Raw genomic sequence first — 18,920 nt, forward strand, 5'->3', positions numbered from 1 at the left:
GACTTCACGCGACACGGTCGCTTTGCCATCGGCTACAACGACCTTCGATGCAAACGTCGCCTGCGGCAATCCCGTCAACGCAGCCAGCATCTGCCCGGTCTGATTCGAGTCGTCGTCGATGGCCTGCTTGCCGAGGATCACCAACTGAGGCTGTTCCTTGTCGACCAGCGCCTTGAGAATCTTCGCGACCGCCAGCGGCTGCAATTCATCAGCCGATTCGACGAGAATCCCGCGATCCGCGCCAATCGCCATCGCCGTGCGCAGCGTCTCCTGACATTGCGTCACGCCGCACGACACGGCCACGACTTCCGTCGCAATGCCCGCTTCACGCAGACGCACAGCTTCTTCCACCGCGATTTCATCGAACGGATTCATCGACATCTTCACGTTCGCGATATCCACACCGCTTCCGTCCGACTTCACGCGAACCTTGACGTTGTAGTCGACCACACGCTTAACAGCCACCAGCACCTTCATACCGTCTCCGTCGATCGTTGATTAGCGAAACCCGCCGCTTGCGGCGAGCGAATGATCTGCGCCGCACGCTCCGCAAGCATCAGTACCGTCGCATTCGTATTGGTCGATGTGATCGTAGGCATCACCGATGCATCTACGATCCGCAGCCCCGTCATCCCGCGCACGCGCAGCTCGGAATCGACGACGCTCATTGGATCCTCGCCCATGCGGCAAGTGCCGACCGCGTGATACACCGTTGAACCGTTCTCGCGCACGTATTGCAGCAGCGCTTCGTCGCTCTCGACCGCGCGACCCGGCACCGTCTCGTCGACGATGAAACGAGCGATTTCAGGCTGCGAGAAAATCTTCCGGCCGATCCTGAGCCCTTCCACCATTGTGTTGCGATCGAGCTCACTGGTGAGATACGAAGGCGCGATCGTGGGCGATGCCGCCACGTCCTTGCTGCGAATATGCACGTGTCCGCGGCTCTCGGGCCGCATCTGCCACACGCCGCACGAGATACCCGGCTCGTTTTCCAGCACGCCGATGCGTCCCGCCGCGAAGCTGCCTGGCGCGATCACAAACTGCACGTCGGGGCGGTTGGCATGGAGCGTCTGCGCAAAGCCGCCGACGATCGCCGCGCTATACGTCAACACTCCCGTGCCCGAGACGACGTAGCGCATCATTTCGCGTGCAAGCGCGAGACCATGCGAGCGTTCGTTAGCGGTGCCTGCACCGCGCACGCGAAAGCCCAGCCGCACGACATAATGATCCTGCAGATTCGCGCCGACTCCCGGGAGCGCGACGCGCGTCTGAATGCCCGCGTTATCGAGCACGTCCCTGTCACCGATGCCGCTGATCTCCAGCAGCTTGGGTGTGCCGATCACGCCGGCGCACGAAATCACTTCCCGTTGCGCGCGGATGGTCGCAAGCTCGCCGCCCGCTGTCGTCGCGCAGACGCCGGTCACGTGCGTATCGTTCATCTCCAGCTTCGTGACTTGCAAACCGGTCAGCACGATCAGGTTCGACCGCGCCATCGCGGGCCGCAGATAGCCGCGCGCGGCGCTCGACCGCCGCCGTCCGTCGCGCGTCTGCTGGTAGTACCAGACCGACGGGCCGCGCGTCGTCGAGTTGGGGTCGTCGAGGAATTCGAGTCCTGCCTGCCGTGCCGCCGCGACCACCGCGCCGCAGATCTCCGGCGGGTTCTTCACCCGGCTCACCTGAATTGGACCGTTGGTGCCGCGCTGTGGGCCGCTGCCTTCGGTCCATGTCTCCGAGCGGCTGTAGTACGGCAGGCAGTCCGCGAAGTTCCAGCCGCGCGCGCCCGCCGCTTCCCAACTGTCGATGTCTTCCGCGAACGGCCGCACGTACAGCAGGCCGTTGATTGCGCTGGACCCGCCGAGCCCGCGACCGCGCGGGAACAGGATCTCGCGGTTGCTCGTCTGCGCGTTCGCCTCGGTTCGATAGCGCCAGGTCACGGTCGGATGGTCGAGCAGGCGTACAAAGCCCGCCGGCACGTGAATATAAGGATGACGGTCACGCTCGCCCGCCTCGATCAGGATGACCTTGACGTCGGGGTCTTCCGAAAGCCGGTTCGCCAGCACGCAGCCCGCCGTCCCGGCGCCGACAATCACATAGTCAGCTGCGTACGTCTTCATGATCTCGCCTCGGCTTCGGCGAGTTGCACGGATGCCTTGCCTTCGAGCGCGGCGATTTCGCTCACGCTAAAGCCAAATTCCGCCAGTACTTCGGCCGTGTGCTCGCCGAGCACGGGCGGCGGACGCCGGTACGCGACCGGGCTTCCATGGAAATTCACCGGGCTCGCGATGTTCGTGACCTTCCCCGCTTTCGGATGGTCGATCTCGACGACCGCCGCATTGTGTTTGATCTGGGGGTCCTGCGTAAGCGCCGTGTGATAGTCCTGCACTTTCGCGCACGGCACGTCGGCGGCGCTCAAATGCGCAACCCAGTAGTCGGCGGTGTGCATGAGGAACTGCTGCTCCAGGATCGTATCGAGCGCCTTGCGGTTCGCCGTGCGCGCGGTGTTGCCGATGAAGCGCTCGTCGCTCAGCAGGTCTTCGCGCTCGAGCGCGCGGCACAGGTTTTGCCAGAACTTCTCGGTGAAGCACGCCGCAAAGAAGTAGCGGCCGTCGGAGCCCTGATAGTTGCGATACGGCACCATCGTAGGATGGCCGCTTCCCAGGCGCTCAGGCGCCTTGCCGCTTCTGAGTGTCTCTCCGTCGCGCGGGATCGTGCTGAAGAGCGCGGCCGACAAGAGCGACGTATCAATCTGCTGCCCGACGCCATGCCGCTCGCGATGCAGCAGCGCCGCCGAAATCCCGAACGCGAGCAGCGCGGCCGCGCCGAAGTCGGGCAGCGGCGCGCCAAGCCGCACGGGGTTGCCGCCCGCCTCCCCTGTCATGTCCATGAGGCCGGCCACCGCCTGCACGATCGGATCGTTCGCGGGCCACGCGGCGTACGGCCCGCTCTGCCCAAACGCCGACACGCTCGCAAAGACGATCTTCGGATTGCGCGCCCTCACCGCCTCATAGCCGATGCCGAGCCGGTCGACCGTTCCAGGCCTGAAGTTCTCGACGACCACATCCGCCTGCTCGGCCATGCGCAGGAACGCATCCCGCCCTTGCTGCGATTTCAGGTCGAGCCGCATGCTGCGCTTGTTGCGGTTTTGCGAGAGGAACTGCACGCTTTCGCCTTCGATGAACTGGTTGCCGAGGTTGCGTGACAAGTCTCCCGCGCGGGGTTCTTCCACCTTGATCACATCGGCGCCGAGATCGGCGAGCAGCACCGTACCGACTGGGCCAGCGGTCATCACCGTCAGGTCGAGGATGCGATAGCCCGAGAGTGGGCCGGATTGCGTCTTATCCATGATTGGCTGCCTGCGAAAGCGGTTGTTCAGGAAAGTCGGCGGGCGCGTAGTGCAGCGCGTCGAAGTTCAGGCGGAACGGATCGTCGGCGCCTCGCGTGATGGTCAGCGCGTGGCCGAAGTTCGCGTCGTCACGCGCGGCGTAGTCGGTTCGATAGTGGCTGCTGCGCGATTCGCGCCGCGCGATGCATGCCTGCAAAATCACCTCGGCCGTGCTTGACATGTTGTCGATGGTGAGCGCGTCGATGACGCTCTGCGGCGAGGCCGCGCCGCCGGCGTCGAAGCGCCCGCGGGCCTCGCGCACGACTTGCAGCGCTTGCTTGAGCCCGGCTTCCGTCTTCTCGACGAGGCAATGCGTCTGCATCGCGTTGCGTACGTCGGCGGCAATGCGTTGTGCATCGAAACCTGGGTTGGGCTTCAGCGCCAGAGAAAGACGTTCGGCAGCGCGCTCGGCATCGGCCACTCCCGAAGACGAGTCCTCACGCGCAAAAGCCGCCGCGCCCACGCCCGCGCGATGACCGAACACCTGGCCCTCGGCAAGCGAATTGCCGCCCGGCCGATCCGGTCCACGCACGCCGCCCGCCAGTTCGCCGATCACGAAGAGTCCGTCGATCGTGGACATCGCGTGCGTGTCGGTCATGCGCACGCCGCCGTTCAGGCATTGGAAAGCAATGCCGACATCGAGCAGATCGCGCTGCGGATCGAGCCCCTTGGCGTGCATCCAGCGCATCGTGTTCGGGATGGTCGAAGCGAGCCTGGCCGGCTCGATATGCGCGAACGAAAAGTGCACGGCGCCGCGACCGGTGCCGCGTCCCGCCGCAATTTCCGAGGCGATCGCAATGTCGATGTAGCGCGACTCGTTGGAGATCGTGAACGGGAACACCTTCTCGTTCATCACCGCTTCCTGCGTGACGCCCGCAGGCAAATAGTCCGTCAGAAATTCGCGGCCCTCGCGATTGAGCATCTTCGGATGCAGGATGAAGCACGACTTGCTGAAGAGTTGCACGTACGGATGCACCATCGCCGGGCCGAACTGATGGAACTCCATGTTCACGAGTTCCGCGCCGTGGCGAAAGCAAATGGCTTGCCCGTCGCCGGTCATCTCGGCTGTCGATACCTGCTGCGAGAAGAGGCCATGCGCGCCTCCCGTGCCGAGCACGACCGCTCCGGCCGTCACGACCAAAAGCCGCCGCGTCTCCAGATCCATGCCGACGACGCCGGCGACGCGTCCCCGCCCATCGCGCAACAAGTCGACGAGAGCCACCGAATGACGCACCTCGACGCCGAGCTTCTTCGCCTCGTCGGCGAGCGCGGTCACGAACGCCTTGCCGGTCTTGCCTCTTACGCCGAGCGCTCGCGCGTAGCTGCCGAAGTCGCTCTGAATCAGCTTGTAGCCCTCACCGATGCGATCGAACGGCACGCCGAGCCTGATCAGATCGGCCATGCGCGCAGGCGCGTCTTCGGCCAGCACGCGCACCAGATCACGATCGATGAAGCCGCCTGCCGGGCGCATCGTGTCTTCGTAGTGGACGGTCGGGCTGTCCTCCTGGCTGCCGTAGCCCGACGCGCCCATGCTCATGATCTCGCTCGCGCCGTGCACGGTGCTGCCGCCCTGCCCGACCGGCGCCTTAGCCAGCACGAGCACCTTCGAGCCCGCCTGCGCCGCTGAAACCGCCGCCCGCGATGCCGCCCCGCCGCCGCCCACCACGACGACATCGGCCTTTGCCTGATCGACTTCGAAGCCGAGTCTTTCCAACGATTGAACCAGATTCACCGTCGATCTCCGTTATGACTTCAGCGCGCGCGCGACGATGTTGCGCTGGATTTGATTGGTGCCGCCGAAGATCTGAAACATCTTGGCTTCGCGGAAGTGGCGCTGCATCGCGTATTCGGCGGAATAGCCGTTCGCGCCCATGATCTGGATGCCGTCGGTCGCGACCTGCACGTAGGTGTCAGAGGCGAAATACTTCGCCTGCGACGATTCCACGTCGCAGGCCTCGCCTTCGTCAAGCAGCTTCGCCGCGCGGAACGCCATCATGCGAGCGGCGTCGACGCGCGTCTGCATGTCGGCGAGTAGGTGCGACACCGCCTGGAAATCGATGATCGATTGACCGAACTGCTTGCGGTCGTTCGCGTACCAGCGCGCGAGATCGATCGCCGCCTGCGCGCCGCCGACGCATATCGCCGACAACGCAATGCGTTCCTTCGAAAGCACTGTCGTGAGCTTCTTCCAGCCCACGTGCAGGCCGCCCACGATGTTCTCCTTCGACACGCGCACGCCGTCATAAACGACTTCACAGGTGCGAATCGCGTGGCCGCCGAGCAGGTCGATCGGGTTGATCGCCAGGCCCTTCGTTTCGGTCGGCACGAGAAAGAGGCTGATGCCGTCGTGCTTTTTCGCGTTGGGGTCGGTGCGCACGGCGGTCAGGATGTAGTCGGCCTGCACGGCGCCCGAGATCCACATCTTGGTGCCATCGATCACGTAGTGGTCGCCGTCTTCGACCCCGCGGGTCGTGAGCGATGCCGCGTCCGACCCCGAGCCGTTCTCGCTCAGCGCGAAAGCAAGCCATGCACGACCCTCGGCGAGCTTCGGCAGCACCTCGGACTTGATGTGATCCGGCGCAAAGCGTGCGAGCGCTCCGCCGCACATGTTCACATTCGCGTTCCAGAAGCGCGCGAGCGCGATCGTGTGATAGGCCACGATTTCGAGGTATGCGGCCATGTCGAGGTAGCCGCCGATCCCGCCGTGCTCTTCCGGCAGCGTGATGCCGAACCAGCCCTGCCGTGCGGCGACATCGACGAGTTCTTGCGGGAAGCGCTTCTCCTCGTCGCATTGTCGGATGTATTCGGGCGACGCATGGCGCGTCAGCACGCGATTCACCGAATCGCGGAATTCGAACTGGTCCGCGCTCAGGTAAGGTTTCAGGTCGCGTCGATTGACGAGGTTGGCTGCGTATTCGGGATTCAACTTTGTCTCCTCCGGGCGAATCAGGATGCGGCCCGTTCCAGGGCCTGGTCTTGCTCTGTGTCGAGCGGGATCGAACGGAGCATCTTCGAGCGGGATTTCGCCCCTGCCATCAGGAACGCGAGATCCGAGCCGCTCAGAATGAAGCGCGCGCCCTTTTGCACGTAAGCGCGCATCAGCGCTTCGTCATACACGCCGCCGACGCCCGGCACCTTGCCATGGCGCGCGCACGCGGCGCACACCGCATCGATCGCATCGCCTATGCGCTCGTGGCCCAATTGCCCGGTAATACCGAGATCGGCCGCGAGATCGGTCGTGCCGACGAGCAGCACGTCGATGCCCGGCACCGCCGCGATCGCTTCCACGTTTTGCAGACCCTCGCCCGTTTCGATCATCGCGACGACCAGAATCTCGTCGTTGATCGCACGGACGACATCCGCGATCGGAAGCGCCTCGAAGCCGACCTGCGGCAACATGCCGGGAATCGAGCGGCCGCCAGCGGGCGGAAAGCGGCACATGTTCGCCACGTGCGTCGCCTGCTCGGCCGTGCTCACGTGCGGCACGACGATGCCCATCGCGCCGGTGTCGAGCAGGCGTGTCGCGTGGAACGCCTCGTGGCCGGGCACGCGGATGATCGGCGTGATGCCACCGACTAGCGCGCCCGCGCAGATTTGCGCGGCAGTGTCGATGTCCATCGAGTTGTGTTCCATGTCGATGAAGAGCCAGTCGAAGCCGCTTGTCTTCGCGATCTGCGCGATATCGACGGTGCGGGCTTGACGCAGCCCCATGCCGAGGGCGAGTCCGCCCGCTTGCAGTTGCGCTTTCGCGTGATTCTTGATGCTTTGCATGAGGTGGGTTCCTAGTTGGGCGTCAGGCGGTGGCATATCCAGCGTCGGGCGACTCGTCCTCGGCCAGTTCCAGGTTGATGAATTTGGTGTCGAGGTAGTCGCGGATCGCGTGCGGGCCGCCTTCGCGTCCGAAGCCGCTGTCCTTCGCGCCCCCGAACGGCGTCTCCGCCGTCGACGCAACGAACGTGTTCACGCCGATCACCCCGGCCTGCAGCCGCTCGGTCGTTTCCATCGTGTTGCGCATCGAGCGGGTGAAGACGTAGGCGGCGAGCGCGAACGGCAAACGGTTGGCTTCCTCGATGACTTCGCCGGTGGTCGCGAACGGTGTCAGCGTACCGACCGGGCCGAACGGCTCGTCGTTCATCAGACCGAGGTGCGGCGCCGGGTTCGCGATGAGCGTCGGCTCGTAGAACCAGCCGCGGCCGAACCGCGACGGGCGCCGGCCGCCGCACAGGATCTGCGCGCCATCGCTCGCGGCTTCGTCGACGAGCGATTCGATCGCCTCGCGGCGCCGCGACGTGGTGAGCGGGCCGAGGTCGGTGTTCTGCTCGAGCGGATCGCCGAGCTTCAGTGCCTTCGAGCGTTCGACCAGCGCCTTCACGGTCTTGTCGAAGATGGATTCGTGCACATAGAAGCGCGTCGGCGACGCGCACACCTGGCCGGCGTTACGGAACTTGCCGAGCGAGGCGAGGTGCGCAAACGCGGCGATATCGGCGTCGCGATGCACGATCACGGGCGCATGGCCGCCGAGTTCCATCGTTACTTTCTTGAGCGTCTGCGCCGACATCTCGACGATCTGACGCCCGATCGGCACAGAGCCCGTGAAGCTGATCTTGGCGACACGCGCATCGGCCATGATCGTCGGCGTGATCGCGTCCGGCTTGCCGATTACCAGGTTCACGGCGCCTTCGGGGAAACCGGCGTCCGTGAAGCAGCGCACGAGCGCCATGGTCGCGCCCGCCGCTTCGTTCGACGGCCGGATCACGATTGCATTGCCCGCCGCGAGCGCCGGGCCCATCTTGCGGGCGAGTAAAAGCAGCGGGAAATTCCACGGCGTGAACGCGGCGACTACGCCGAGCGGCTCGTAATGCACCAGATAGCGTCCGCCCTTCACGCGGCTCTCATACGACATGCCGAACACGCGGCGAGCTTCGTCGGCGAACCAGTCGATCGATTCCGCCGATGCATTCGCCTCGCCCGTCGCCTGCGCGATGGGCTTGCCGGTTTCCAGCGCGACGATGCGCGCGAGTTGCGGCGCTCGTTCGCGGATCAGCGCAGCGGCGCGGCGTAGCAGAGTCGAACGCTCCCACGGCGTGATCTCGCGCATCGCGCGCGAGCCGATCACAGCCGCGTCGATCGCCTGCGTGACCTGCTCCTTTGCCGCGAGCGGCGTATGGCCGAGCGGCGCTTCAGTCGCGGGATTGATCGAGAGCTGGCCGTCATCGGCCGTCGCGGGCTGCCAGCGCCCGCCGATCAGCAAGCCGTGCTTGCGGTAGTGCTCCTGTAACTCCATTACTGCCTCCTGAGTAGATCTCGCCACTTTCGTCAGACGGTACGCGTTCATTGGGCCCGACGTCGGTGTTGATAGGACCGTCTTTTTGTGTGCACTCTTTTTCTTATATCAACACCTTGACATCGAAGTGTCAACACTTTTAGAGTGTGTGTCAGCGAAACCAAATCGACAGCGTGCAAACCCAGTCGAACACAACGGACACAACGAACGCGCCGGTGCCCCCCGCGCACGTCCAAAGTCCATTCATGGAGCGAGACAAATGAATTCGTTTTCCCGTCGTGATTTCCTGCAGACCGTCGGCGCAGCGTCGACGGTCGCGCTTGGCACGAGCATCGTGCCGAGCAGCGCCCGCGCGCAGCAGGCCACGCAGTTCAAGCTGAAGTACGCGAATAACCTCGCCATCGCGCATCCGCTGAACGTGCGCGCGAAGGAAGCGGCGGACGCGATCCGCCAGGAAACAGGCGGACGGGTCGACCTGCAGATTTTTCCGAACGGCCAGATGGGGACGGACACCGACATGCTGTCGCAGGTACGCTCCGGTGCGATCGACTTCCTGACGCAAGGCGGCGTCGTACTGTCCACGCTGGTGCCGGTTTCCGCGATTAACGGCATCGGCTTCGCGTTCAAGGACTATGACCAGGTCTGGGCCGCGATGGACGGCGAGCTCGGCGCGCATATCCGCACAGCGATCTCGAAGGTCGGGCTGGTCGCGATGGACAAGGCGTGGGACAACGGCTTTCGCCATGTGACGAGTTCGATCAGGCCGGTGCAGTCGCCGGCGGACCTGAAGGGCCTGAAAATCCGCGTACCGGTGAGTCCGCTATGGACATCGATGTTCAAGGCGTTCGATGCGTCGCCAACCAGCATCAACTTCAGCGAGGCGTATTCCGCTTTGCAAACGAAGGTCGTCGATGCGGAGGAAAACCCGCTCGCGTTGATTGAAACGGGCCGCTTCTATGAAGTGCAGAAGTACTGTTCCCTCACCGGCCACATCTGGGACGGCTTCTGGTTTCTCGGCAACGCGCGTTCGTGGGCAAAGCTGCCGCCCGACCTGCGGTCGGTCGTCGCGAAACATCTGAACGCCGCGGCGATGAAGGAGCGCGCGGACGTCGCCGCGCTCAGCACGACGCTCGAAACGCAGCTCAAGTCGCACGGCATGGCGTTCAACAAGCCGGACATTCAGCCGTTTCGCGCGACCCTTCAAAAAGCCGGCTTCTATGATCAGTGGCGCAAGACGTACGGCGACGAAGCGTGGGCGCTGCTCGAAAAATACACGCAGAAGCTCGCATGAGCGCGCACCGTCCACGAGTGTCTGGAGAACATGTCATGACTACCCGAGTTCACCCGGAGCAGGTTTTCGCGAACGAATTCGACGCGCCCGGAACCGGCACCGACCCATCGAGGGTAGTGCGCGCGGGCGCCGCGCTCGAAACGTTCATCAAGTGGATCACGGAGGTGCCGGCCGCCGTGCTGCTGGTCGTCGAGGTTGTGCTGCTCCTCGCCAACGTGACGGGCCGATACCTGCTGCACAGTCCGATCATCTGGGGTGACGAGCTCGCGTCGATCCTGTTCATCTGGCTCTCGATGCTCGGTGCCGTGATCGCGCTGCGGCGTGGCGAGCACATGCGCCTCACCATGTTCCTCGCGAAGATGTCGCCGTCGCGGCGCGTCTTCGCAGAGACGCTCGGCAACTTTATCGTGATGACGTTCGTGCTACTGCTCGTGCATCCCGCAACCGAATGGGCGATGGACGAATGGATCATCACGACGCCCGCGCTCGGCCTGCCGAATGCGATTCCGGCCGCGGCGATTCCCGTCGCAGCCGTGCTGATGCTTGCGCTCGCCGTCACCCGCCTGCTTGAACGCTCGACGCTGCGTGACTGCGCCGCCGCGTTCGCGCTTGTCGCCGGAGTCGCGCTCGTCCTGTATTTCGCCCGCAACGCGCTCGCACCGCTGACGGCAGCGAGTCTCATCCTCTTCTTCGCCGTCGGTTCGATCGCGATAATCTGCCTCGGCGTGCCGATCATGGTTGCGTTCGGCGTGTGCACGCTCGCGTACCTGTCGACGGTAACAGAGGCGCCGCTCACGATCGTCGTCAGCACGATGAGCCAGGGCATGTCGAGCCTGATCCTGCTCGCCGTGCCGCTTTTCATCCTGCTCGGCGCGTTGATGGAAGCGATGGGACTCGCCGAGGCGATGATCCGCTTCCTCGCGTCGCTCATCGGGCATAAGCGCGGCGGCCTCGCCTACGTGCTGATCGGCGCGATGTATCTGGTTTCGGGCATCTCCGGCTCGAAAGTCGCCGACATGGCCGCGCTCGCACCGGGCCTCTTTCCCGAGATGAAAAAGCGCGGCGCGAACGAAGGCGACCTCGTCGCGATGCTCAGTTCGGCGGCGGCAATGTCCGAGACGATTCCGCCGAGCCTGGTGCTGATCACGATCGGCTCGGTCACGGGCGTGTCGATCGCCGCGCTGTTCACCGGCGGCTTCATGCCGGCGGTGGTCGGCGCGATCGCGCTGTGCGCCGTGATCTGGCTCAAGAGCCGCAAGGAAAAGCTCGAAGGCGTGAAGCGCGCATCGCGCGGCGAAATCGGACGCGCACTGCTTGTCGCGGTGCCGGCGCTGGCGTTGCCGTTCGTGATCCGCGCGGCGGTGGTCGAAGGCATCGCCACCGCGACGGAGGTCGCGACCATTGGCGTCGCTTACACTTGCGTCGCGGGCTTGCTGGTTTACCGGCGCTTCGAATGGAACCGGCTCTATCCGATTCTGGTCGAGACGGCGTCGCTCTCCGGCGCGATCCTGATCATCATCGGCTGCGCCACGGCGATGGGCTGGGCGCTCACGCAGTCGGGCTTCTCAGCGCAGCTCGCCTCGCTGATGATGGCCGTGCCCGGCGGCAAGCTTGGCTTCCTCGCGATCTCGGCGGTGACATTCGTGATCCTCGGCAGCTTCCTGGAGGGCATTCCGGCAATCGTGCTGTTCGGGCCGCTGCTCTTCCCGATCGCCCGCGCCATGGCGATCTCGGATGTGCACTACGCGATGGTCGTTGTGTTCGCGATGGGGCTCGGCCTGTTCGCGCCGCCCATCGGTCTTGGCTTCTACGCGGCGTGCGCGGTGAGCAAGGTCGACCCTACCCGCGCGATGCGCCGCGTATGGCCGTATCTCGGCGCACTGGCGGTGGCGCTGGTGGTGATCGTTGCGGTGCCGTGGGTGTCGACCGGGTTCCTGCCGTGAAAAGCCGTGCAAAATAGGGAACAAAATGGCACTGATGAGGGCGGCGGCCCTGAAAACCGACATGAAAAATGAACTAAAAAACGAGGCAGCCGGTCCGGCTGACGGCAAGACCAACGCTCGCGCGCCCGAGGCGATTGCCTCGAAACTGGACGAAGTCCGCGCGCAAGTGCGAGCGATGATCCAGCGCGGCGACCTTCGTCCAGGCGAGCGCGTGAACGAGCAGGCGCTTGCGCACCAGATCGGCGTCGGGCGCAATTCGGCGCGCGAGGCGCTGCGCGCGCTGGAGCAGGCGGGCCTCGTGAGGATCGTTCCAAACCGGGGCGCGGAGGTGCGGCGCCTGTCGCTCGAAGAGGCGATGGATCTGTACGAGATCCGCGCGGGACTTGCCCGGACGGCGGGCCGCCTTGCCGCACTGCGCCTGACGGGCGACGAGGAGCAGTTGCTCGGCATTCTGATCGACCAGATGGAAGCGGCCGTTGTCGTGCGCGACGGCCACGAGTACCAGACGCTCAACGAAGAGTTCCATCGGCAACTGATGGACGCCACCAAGAACCCGCGGCTCATCAAGATCAATCAGGCGGTGGAGGAGGAACTGACGCTCTATCTGCACAAGGGCGTCTATTCCTTTTCGCAGATGCAGCGCTCGGCGAAGGAGCATCGCGAGATATTCGAGGCACTGCGCACGGGTCAGGCCGACCTCGCCGCGCAGGCATTCGAGATGCACGTGCAGACCGGCAAGAAGCGCATGCTCGACACCGTTTCTACCAGTCCTTCCGAGCGTTGAATCGGTCCTATCGCCAATAGAAACGGAGCCCGTTTTTTGAAGACCATCGTCTTTCTGGATCGCGGGACGCTTTCCGCCGACATGCCGCGGTTCTCATTTCCGCACCGCTGGATCGAGTATCCGTCGACGGCGCCCGCGGAGGTCGTCGAGCGCTGCCATGGCGCGCAAATCGTCGTGACCAATAAAGTGCCGCTCTCGCGTGAGGCGCTATTGCAATTGCCGGAGCTGGAACTGATCGCCGTGCCGGCTGCCGGGGTCAATCACCTGGATCTGGAAACGAGCCGTGAGCGCGGAATCGGCGTGGTAACGTGCGCTGGGTATTCCACCATCTCCGTCCCCGAACACGCGTTCGCGCTGATGATGGCGCTGCGCCGCAATCTCGTGCCGTACTGGCGCGACGTCCACAAGGGCGGATGGAGCGGCTCGCCCACGTTCTACGCGGAATTGCATCCGGTGGCGGACCTTTATGGCTCGACGCTCGGCATCGTCGGCTCAGGTCACGGCGGTAAACGCATTGCGCAACTCGCCGAAGCGTTCGGCATGCGCGTGCTGCTCGCGGATCGACGGAACGCTGCGGCGCTACGCCCCGGTTATACGGCGTTCGACGACGTTCTGCGCGAGTCCGATGTGATCAGCCTGCACTGCCCGCTTACCGATGATACGCGGCATCTCTTCGGCATCCGTGAATTCGAATTAATGAAGCGCACCGCGTCCCTCGTGAATACCGCGCGCGGCGGGATCGTCGATGAAGCGGCGCTTGCCGAAGCGCTGGATCGCAAGCTGATCGCCAACGCCGCGCTCGACGTGCTGGAACAGGAGCCAGCGGCACAAAACCATCCGCTGTTGCGCACTGCGCGAGCCGACCTGCTCGTGACTCCGCACGTGGCATGGCGTACCGACGTCGCGATGACGCGGCTGGTCAAACAACTGACAGACGGCATCGAAGCGCACTATGCGCACGCCGCCTGATGCGTGCGAGGTAAGCGATCCATATTCGGCGCCTACCCAACGACGCTCTGAGCGAGGAGCATAGGTTTCCATCTATTCGGAGGTGGACGCCTATGACTGGCAAAGACTCAGATTTGAAAGTAGTTCGTCAAAGCCGCGACGGGCGCCGTCGCTATGTGACGAGGCTGGCAAGCGGGCACTGATCGAGGCCGCGTTGCTCATGCTCAAGAGACTCGAAGCCAATGATCGCTTTGTCTGGCCCGACAGCGAAACCGAAGTTGTGACGTTGAGCGTCAATCTACTGCACTGGCCCTCGAAGGTATCCCGGCCGGGCGCTTGCCACCGTCACCGCAGCGGGCGTCGGTCAATTCAGCGCAGATGTTCGACGGCCATCTCGTGAGCTTGCCCGCGTCGAGCGGGATTCATGCGTTCATCTTGAGGGCCGCCGCGCGCGCCCGTTGCCCGTCTGAAATTGCGAATACGGACAGGTGCGCAATTTCGAAGCGGCGTGCCGGACGATCGACGCAGGCGTGGCTATCGGTGTCGTGCCGGAACCGGTCGCCTTGCGGCACCGGAAGACGAGGCCGATCGGTCTCGTCAGGCTGCCTCGCCGGTTCGCCGCCCTCAGCGGCTTTGCATTGCCTTGATGAGATGCAACCAGACGAATTCGCCGGCGGGCGACAGGCGCCGGCCCAGCCGCCGTATCACTTGTGAGCCGTATTCGCGTGCGATCGGATGGTCGATTTCGAGCGGCACCAGCTTGCCGGCGTTCACGTAGTACTGCGCCGCGTCCTTCGACATGAACGCGACGCCGAGACCCGCCGCGGCGATGGCCTGCGCCGCCGAAAACAGGTCGCAGCGATATGCCGGCGTGAGATTGAGCCGTTCAGCGCGGATCATTGAGTCGAGGTACAGCTGGACGCCGAAGCGCGCCGTCATGAAGATCAACCGGTGCGCGGCCAGTTGCTCGAAGCGGACCCGCCGCTCGCCCGCCAGCGCGTGATGCGGACTGACGAGCGCGCAGAGCGGTGCGGCGCGGAAGGTCCGCGCGCGTATGGTCGGGTCGCTGCTGCCACTCACGCAGATACCGAGATCGACCTCGCCGTTATGGACCATCGACATCACATCGGCGGTGGCACCGCCGCGCAGCTCGACGAAGATGTCCGGGAACTGCAAGCTGAATCGCTCCAGCACCGTGGCCAGCAGTTTCTCGACGAAACCCTCGCTGATCCCGATGGCGAGGCGCCCGCGCCGCAAGCCGCGATAGTCCTCCAGTTGCGCGAGCAGTTCCGCATCGCGCCGCACGCTCTCCCGAAAATGCTCGACGAGGCTCTTGCCGATTTCCGTCAGCGCTACGCGGCGGCCGCTTCGTTCGAGCAGCGCCACCCCATGCAGGCTTTCCAGATGGGCCACCTGCCGGCTGATGACCGAGCCGTTGATCGACAGCGCGTCCGCGGCGGCCCGCACGCCGCCATGTACGTCGATCTCGTGCAGATAGCGCAGGCATCGGGTGTTGAGCAAGGTTTCGGTGGGGTTCGGCATGATTCTGTCCGTTGACATCCAGGTCAACATTATCGACCGCACGGGTCATTGATCCAGCATTTTTTCGGCGAAATACTGAGCTTCCTCTTCCTGCTCGCAAAGCGAAACGACCATGTCATTCAGTCAGGACTTCTGCTCACTCGGCGACACCCTCGACCTGCGCGACGAACTGCGCGGCATTCGGCATTGCCTTCATCGTCATCCGGAAATCGCCTTCCGGGAGGTCAAGACGGCCGATCTCGTCGCGCAGAGCCTCGAAAGCTGGGGCTACGCGGTCACGCGAGGACTGGGTGGGACCGGCATGGTGGGCACGCTGAAGGCGGGAGCCGGTTCGCGCGCCGTGGCAATCCGCGCCGACATGGACGCGCTCGCAATCGACGAGGAGACGGGCCGCGCCTACGCCAGCGTCGAGCCGGGCATGATGCACGCATGCGGGCACGACGGCCACACGGCGATGCTGCTCGGCGCGGCCCGCCAACTGGCCCGCACGCGCTGCTTCGAGGGCACGGTGCACCTCGTGTTCCAGCCCGCCGAGGAGATCGGCACGGACAGCGGCGCCAAGCGGATGATTGAAGACGGCCTCTTCGATCGCTTTCCCTGCGACGCGATCTTCGGCTTGCATAACCATCCTGGCTGTCCGGCGGGCACTTTCATGTTTCGCGGCGGGCCATTCATGGCGGCGTGCGATACGGTCGAGCTGACCGTTCGCGGGCGCGGCGGTCACGCGGCGCGTCCCCATCTGACGGTCGATCCGATCGTGGTCGGCGCGGCGCTTGTCGGCGCGCTACAGACCGTCGTGTCGCGCAGCGTCGACCCGATGCAGGCCGCCGTGGTCACCGTCGGCGCTTTCAACGCGGGACGTGCCGCGAACGTGATCCCGGAGGAGGCGCGGCTAAAGGTCAGCGTGCGCTCCTTCGATGCCGATGTCCGCAAGCTGATCGAGCGGCGCATCCGCGCGCTGGCGAAGGCGTATGCGGACGCGCATGACGCGAGCATCGACGTCGACCTTTTGCCGGGTTACCCCGTGCTCGTCAATACGGAGTGCGAGACGCAACTAGCGATGCAGGTGGCGCGCGAACTCGTGGGCGACGCGAACGTGATCGACGGCTTCGGTCCGATCGCCGGCAGTGAGGATTTCGCGTACTACCTGCAGGAGCGGCCGGGCTGCTTCCTGCGCCTCGGTAACGGTGAAGGCGCCGCGGCGTTGCACAACGCGTCATACGACTTCAATGACGACAACCTCACGGTGGGCGCGGCGTACTGGACGCGCCTCGTCGAACGATTTCTCGCCACGCGTTCCTGACGCGAGGGCTTTCTTCTCCATCGATTCACGTCGTGCCGCGCACCGCCCCGCACGTACAACCGATAATCAAGGAGTGCATCATGTCAGCCAAGCCCATTGCGGAGCCGCTCGCTCCGCCCGCATCGACATCCGTGTCGCAGAGCAGGATTGTGGTTGCCGCCGTCATCGGCAACCTGCTGGAATTTTTCGACTTCACCGTCTACAGCTTTTTCGCGCTGACCATCGCGCAGCTCTTCTTTCCGGCGGACGACCCGGTGGTCTCCACGCTGCTCGCGCTCTCGGCGTTCGCGATCGGCTTCGTCGCGCGGCCAGTCGGCGGTTTCGTGCTCGGCCGCTATGCGGACCGGCGCGGACGCCGCGCAGCGCTCACGCTCACGATCTTTCTGATGGCGATTGGCTCGGCGCTGATCGGCTTCGCGCCCACCTACGCGGCCATCGGACTCGCCGCGCCCGCTCTGATCGTGTTTGCCCGCCTGCTGCAGGGCTTCGCGCAGGGCGGCGAATTCGGCGCGGCGACGGCGACGCTGCTGGAGACGGGCATGGCGGAAAGCCGCGCTCTCCGCGCGAGCTGGCAACTCGCGAGTCAGGGCGCAGCCGCGCTGCTCGGCTCCGGCATGGCCGCGCTGCTCAATTACTACCTCAGCCGCGCCCAGATGCTCGACTGGGGATGGCGCGTGCCGTTCGTGGTCCGGATCCTGATCATGCCCGTCGGCGTATATCTGCGGCGGCATATCGTGGAAGAGCCGCCGGCGGCTCGCAAGTCGGAGACCGCCGGGCTCGACCGGGCGCTCGTGGGCAAATGGTTTCTCACCGTCTTCGCCATCATGGGCATGACGGTCGCCACTTACGTCCTTATCTACTATATTCCTACCTACCTGATTCAGTATCTGAAGCTGCCGGCGAGACTTTCGATGCTGGTGTCGATCGGTGCCGCGTTCGCCTCGCTCACGCTGTGTCCGATATGGGGAGCGCTCTCCGACCGGATGCAGCGCCGCAAGCCGCTCATCGTGACCGGGCGCCTGGTGCTGGTTGCCTTGCTTTATCCGGCGTTCTGGCTGATGAACCAGTTCCCGGCGCTGCCGGTCGTGCTGGGTCTCATCGTGCTGCTGATGTTCTTTTATACGATGGGTTCCGCGCCGGCGTATGCGCTCCTGCCGGAGAATTTTCCGAAGCACGTGCGCGCCGGCTATCTGGGCAGCGCCTACGCGGTCGCGGTATCCGTGTTCGGTGGCACGGCGCAACTGGTGGTGGCATGGCTCATCAAGGTCACGGGCAACACAATGGCACCGGCTTGGTACATGATCGCGTGCGTCATCATTTCGCTTTACGCGATTACAAAGCTCGAGGAAACCGGCGGTCGAGAACTGGCCTGAGCGCCGCGGACGGTCACCCGCCGCCTGGGCATGGTGAGGCGCCAGGGCTTCGTGACGAGCGCCGACGGCATGCGGCGCTTCCCATCATCCGGCGTGTTCATGACGCCGCCGCCACGAGAAACCCTTGCAGCATCGCGAGCGTATCCGCGTCTTCGATCGTTGAGAGTGTCGGTTCCTTCCCCGTCGCCGGATGGGATGACCCGTTAGTCCGGAGGCATTTTAGCTCTGTGTCGAGGCTATTTTGAAATGTCGTAGCGCCGAATAGATGCAGATGTCGTCTTTGGATGGGTGATCTACTCTGTCTTCAACGGTTTGAATCCACGTAGTGTTCAAGGACGGCCCTGACCGGACAGGGGCGCGTCGGACCGTTCAGCGAGTGCGAGCATACCGCTGGTCAGGTGTTGAAGGCGTCTTCGATTGCTGCGACCTGCACGATTGCCTGATCCAGATCGGCCCACGTGAATGCGCGCGGGTTCTTCGTGCGGGGCCAGGGTTTGGGTTTGCGTACCGCCACACCATCATTCGTCCGTGACGGCGAACCCGAGGTCCGGCGGTTTTCGCGCTGTGCCTGCAGTGCCTTTGCGACTTGCAGCGCATGACCGAGGCGCTTATGCTCGATCACCGCGCCTTGGTCAATCTCCGCGAGCTTGTCATACGGCACAGCGCAGCACGACGCCGTCAGTGCGGATCTCAAGGCGCCCGTCCGGGTACTCCCATACGTCGATATAGCGGCCGATCAGCCTGCGGGTCGCCAGCGTATCGTCCAGCAGCCAGATCATGCCGGGACCTAGCCAGAAAGTCGCCGTAAAGACGTGCTCGCGTCTGTACCGGCACGCTTGGGGCAACACCGCCTCAGAAAGCCCTGTTGTGTCGCACGCATTCCCCTCCGCGCAATGTCCCACGCTTGGGCATATGCAAAAATGCTCCGCGGACGTCGCTACTCGTCGCTTTTTGCTATGTAGATGAAGTCGGAGACGCTTCTTTCTCGATGCTCAGGTTAAGCAGTCTTGGACCTACCCTTTGATCCCATCAAGGCGGCACGTACCGATATCGGCTCATGCATTCGCAGC

Annotated in this window: 16 protein-coding genes; 6 read left to right on the forward strand and 10 right to left on the reverse strand. The window is 64.4% G+C overall.

Annotated elements, in window-relative coordinates:
- The 7 genes from AWB66_RS30365 to AWB66_RS30395 all read right to left on the reverse strand — a co-directional run.
- Nucleotides 1-477, reverse strand: a 477-nt coding sequence (locus tag AWB66_RS30365; protein WP_143328368.1) for an electron transfer flavoprotein subunit beta/FixA family protein, incomplete at its 3' end; no start/stop codon positions are given.
- Nucleotides 474-2,114: a GMC family oxidoreductase gene (locus AWB66_RS30370; RefSeq protein WP_087633728.1), complete on the reverse strand. Its 1,641-nt coding sequence runs from the start codon at nucleotides 2,112-2,114 to the stop codon at nucleotides 474-476. The genes AWB66_RS30365 and AWB66_RS30370, both read right to left, overlap by 4 nt.
- Nucleotides 2,111-3,343 carry a CaiB/BaiF CoA transferase family protein gene (locus tag AWB66_RS30375; protein WP_087633729.1) on the reverse strand — a complete coding sequence of 411 codons (1,233 nt, stop codon included), beginning with the start codon at nucleotides 3,341-3,343 and terminating at the stop codon, nucleotides 2,111-2,113. The genes AWB66_RS30370 and AWB66_RS30375 overlap by 4 nt, the downstream gene beginning before the upstream one ends.
- The gene (locus AWB66_RS30380) at nucleotides 3,336-5,114 is read right to left on the reverse strand and encodes an FAD-dependent oxidoreductase (protein WP_087633730.1); all 1,779 of its coding nucleotides are present in this window, start codon (nucleotides 5,112-5,114) and stop codon (nucleotides 3,336-3,338) included. The genes AWB66_RS30375 and AWB66_RS30380 overlap by 8 nt, the downstream gene beginning before the upstream one ends.
- A 12-nt stretch (nucleotides 5,115-5,126) precedes the next feature.
- Nucleotides 5,127-6,308 (reverse strand): acyl-CoA dehydrogenase family protein, encoded by a 1,182-nt coding sequence (locus AWB66_RS30385; RefSeq protein WP_087633731.1) that lies wholly within the window; start codon nucleotides 6,306-6,308, stop codon nucleotides 5,127-5,129.
- A gap of 20 nt (nucleotides 6,309-6,328) precedes the next feature.
- On the reverse strand, nucleotides 6,329-7,153 hold the full coding sequence (locus AWB66_RS30390; RefSeq protein ID WP_087633732.1) for an HpcH/HpaI aldolase family protein: 825 nt from the start codon (nucleotides 7,151-7,153) through the stop codon (nucleotides 6,329-6,331).
- Nucleotides 7,154-7,175: 22 nt separating this feature from the next.
- Nucleotides 7,176-8,666, reverse strand: a complete 1,491-nt coding sequence (locus AWB66_RS30395) for an NAD-dependent succinate-semialdehyde dehydrogenase (protein ID WP_087633733.1) — start codon at nucleotides 8,664-8,666, stop codon at nucleotides 7,176-7,178.
- Between the two features lie 259 nt (nucleotides 8,667-8,925).
- Between AWB66_RS30395 and AWB66_RS30400 the strand changes: the two genes are divergently transcribed.
- The 4 genes from AWB66_RS30400 (at nucleotide 8,926) to AWB66_RS30415 (ending at nucleotide 13,653) form a co-directional block, all read left to right on the forward strand.
- Complete coding sequence (locus tag AWB66_RS30400) at nucleotides 8,926-9,957, forward strand: TRAP transporter substrate-binding protein (protein WP_087633734.1); 1,032 nt, start codon at nucleotides 8,926-8,928, stop codon at nucleotides 9,955-9,957.
- A gap of 35 nt (nucleotides 9,958-9,992) precedes the next feature.
- On the forward strand, nucleotides 9,993-11,900 hold the full coding sequence (locus AWB66_RS30405; RefSeq protein WP_087633735.1) for a TRAP transporter large permease: 1,908 nt from the start codon (nucleotides 9,993-9,995) through the stop codon (nucleotides 11,898-11,900).
- Between the two features lie 61 nt (nucleotides 11,901-11,961).
- Complete coding sequence (locus tag AWB66_RS30410) at nucleotides 11,962-12,684, forward strand: GntR family transcriptional regulator (RefSeq protein WP_087633738.1); 723 nt, start codon at nucleotides 11,962-11,964, stop codon at nucleotides 12,682-12,684.
- Nucleotides 12,685-12,720: 36 nt separating this feature from the next.
- A complete protein-coding gene (locus AWB66_RS30415) occupies nucleotides 12,721-13,653 on the forward strand; it encodes a D-2-hydroxyacid dehydrogenase (RefSeq protein WP_235021318.1) in 933 nt (310 codons plus the stop codon).
- Nucleotides 13,654-14,256: 603 nt separating this feature from the next.
- Here the strand turns inward: AWB66_RS30415 and AWB66_RS30420 are convergent.
- A complete protein-coding gene (locus tag AWB66_RS30420; protein ID WP_235021319.1) occupies nucleotides 14,257-15,174 on the reverse strand; it encodes a LysR family transcriptional regulator in 918 nt (305 codons plus the stop codon).
- A gap of 112 nt (nucleotides 15,175-15,286) precedes the next feature.
- Between AWB66_RS30420 and AWB66_RS30425 the strand changes: the two genes are divergently transcribed.
- Together AWB66_RS30425 and AWB66_RS30430 are read left to right on the forward strand one after the other, a co-directional pair.
- Nucleotides 15,287-16,477 (forward strand): M20 aminoacylase family protein, encoded by a 1,191-nt coding sequence (locus AWB66_RS30425; protein WP_087633736.1) that lies wholly within the window; start codon nucleotides 15,287-15,289, stop codon nucleotides 16,475-16,477.
- Nucleotides 16,478-16,557: 80 nt separating this feature from the next.
- On the forward strand, nucleotides 16,558-17,850 hold the full coding sequence (locus AWB66_RS30430) for an MFS transporter (RefSeq protein ID WP_087633737.1): 1,293 nt from the start codon (nucleotides 16,558-16,560) through the stop codon (nucleotides 17,848-17,850).
- Between the two features lie 394 nt (nucleotides 17,851-18,244).
- On the opposite strand, the gene AWB66_RS35005 is transcribed toward AWB66_RS30430, so the two are convergent.
- Nucleotides 18,245-18,511, reverse strand: a complete 267-nt coding sequence (locus AWB66_RS35005) for a hypothetical protein (RefSeq protein ID WP_327355738.1) — start codon at nucleotides 18,509-18,511, stop codon at nucleotides 18,245-18,247.
- Entirely contained in the window at nucleotides 18,501-18,629 is a 129-nt protein-coding gene (locus AWB66_RS35010; protein ID WP_327355740.1) for a hypothetical protein, read from the reverse strand. Before AWB66_RS35010 ends, AWB66_RS35005 begins: the two co-directional genes overlap by 11 nt.
- Between the last annotated feature and the right edge of the window lie 291 nt (nucleotides 18,630-18,920).

It is taken from the genome of Caballeronia telluris (assembly GCF_001544495.1).
GTDB lineage: Bacteria > Pseudomonadota > Gammaproteobacteria > Burkholderiales > Burkholderiaceae > Caballeronia > Caballeronia telluris.

Coding starts and splice junctions, on each gene's coding strand:
- AWB66_RS30395 (WP_087633733.1), bottom strand. CDS start 8,666: ATGGAGTTACAGGAGCACTACCGCAAGCACGGCTTGCTGATCGGCGGG.
- AWB66_RS30420 (WP_235021319.1), bottom strand. CDS start 15,174: ATGCCGAACCCCACCGAAACCTTGCTCAACACCCGATGCCTGCGCTAT.
- AWB66_RS30405 (WP_087633735.1), top strand. CDS start 9,993: ATGACTACCCGAGTTCACCCGGAGCAGGTTTTCGCGAACGAATTCGAC.
- AWB66_RS30390 (WP_087633732.1), bottom strand. CDS start 7,153: ATGCAAAGCATCAAGAATCACGCGAAAGCGCAACTGCAAGCGGGCGGA.
- AWB66_RS30375 (WP_087633729.1), bottom strand. CDS start 3,343: ATGGATAAGACGCAATCCGGCCCACTCTCGGGCTATCGCATCCTCGAC.
- AWB66_RS35010 (WP_327355740.1), bottom strand. CDS start 18,629: ATGATCTGGCTGCTGGACGATACGCTGGCGACCCGCAGGCTGATCGGC.
- AWB66_RS30410 (WP_087633738.1), top strand. CDS start 11,962: ATGAAAAATGAACTAAAAAACGAGGCAGCCGGTCCGGCTGACGGCAAG.
- AWB66_RS30425 (WP_087633736.1), top strand. CDS start 15,287: ATGTCATTCAGTCAGGACTTCTGCTCACTCGGCGACACCCTCGACCTG.
- AWB66_RS30430 (WP_087633737.1), top strand. CDS start 16,558: ATGTCAGCCAAGCCCATTGCGGAGCCGCTCGCTCCGCCCGCATCGACA.
- AWB66_RS30400 (WP_087633734.1), top strand. CDS start 8,926: ATGAATTCGTTTTCCCGTCGTGATTTCCTGCAGACCGTCGGCGCAGCG.
- AWB66_RS30370 (WP_087633728.1), bottom strand. CDS start 2,114: ATGAAGACGTACGCAGCTGACTATGTGATTGTCGGCGCCGGGACGGCG.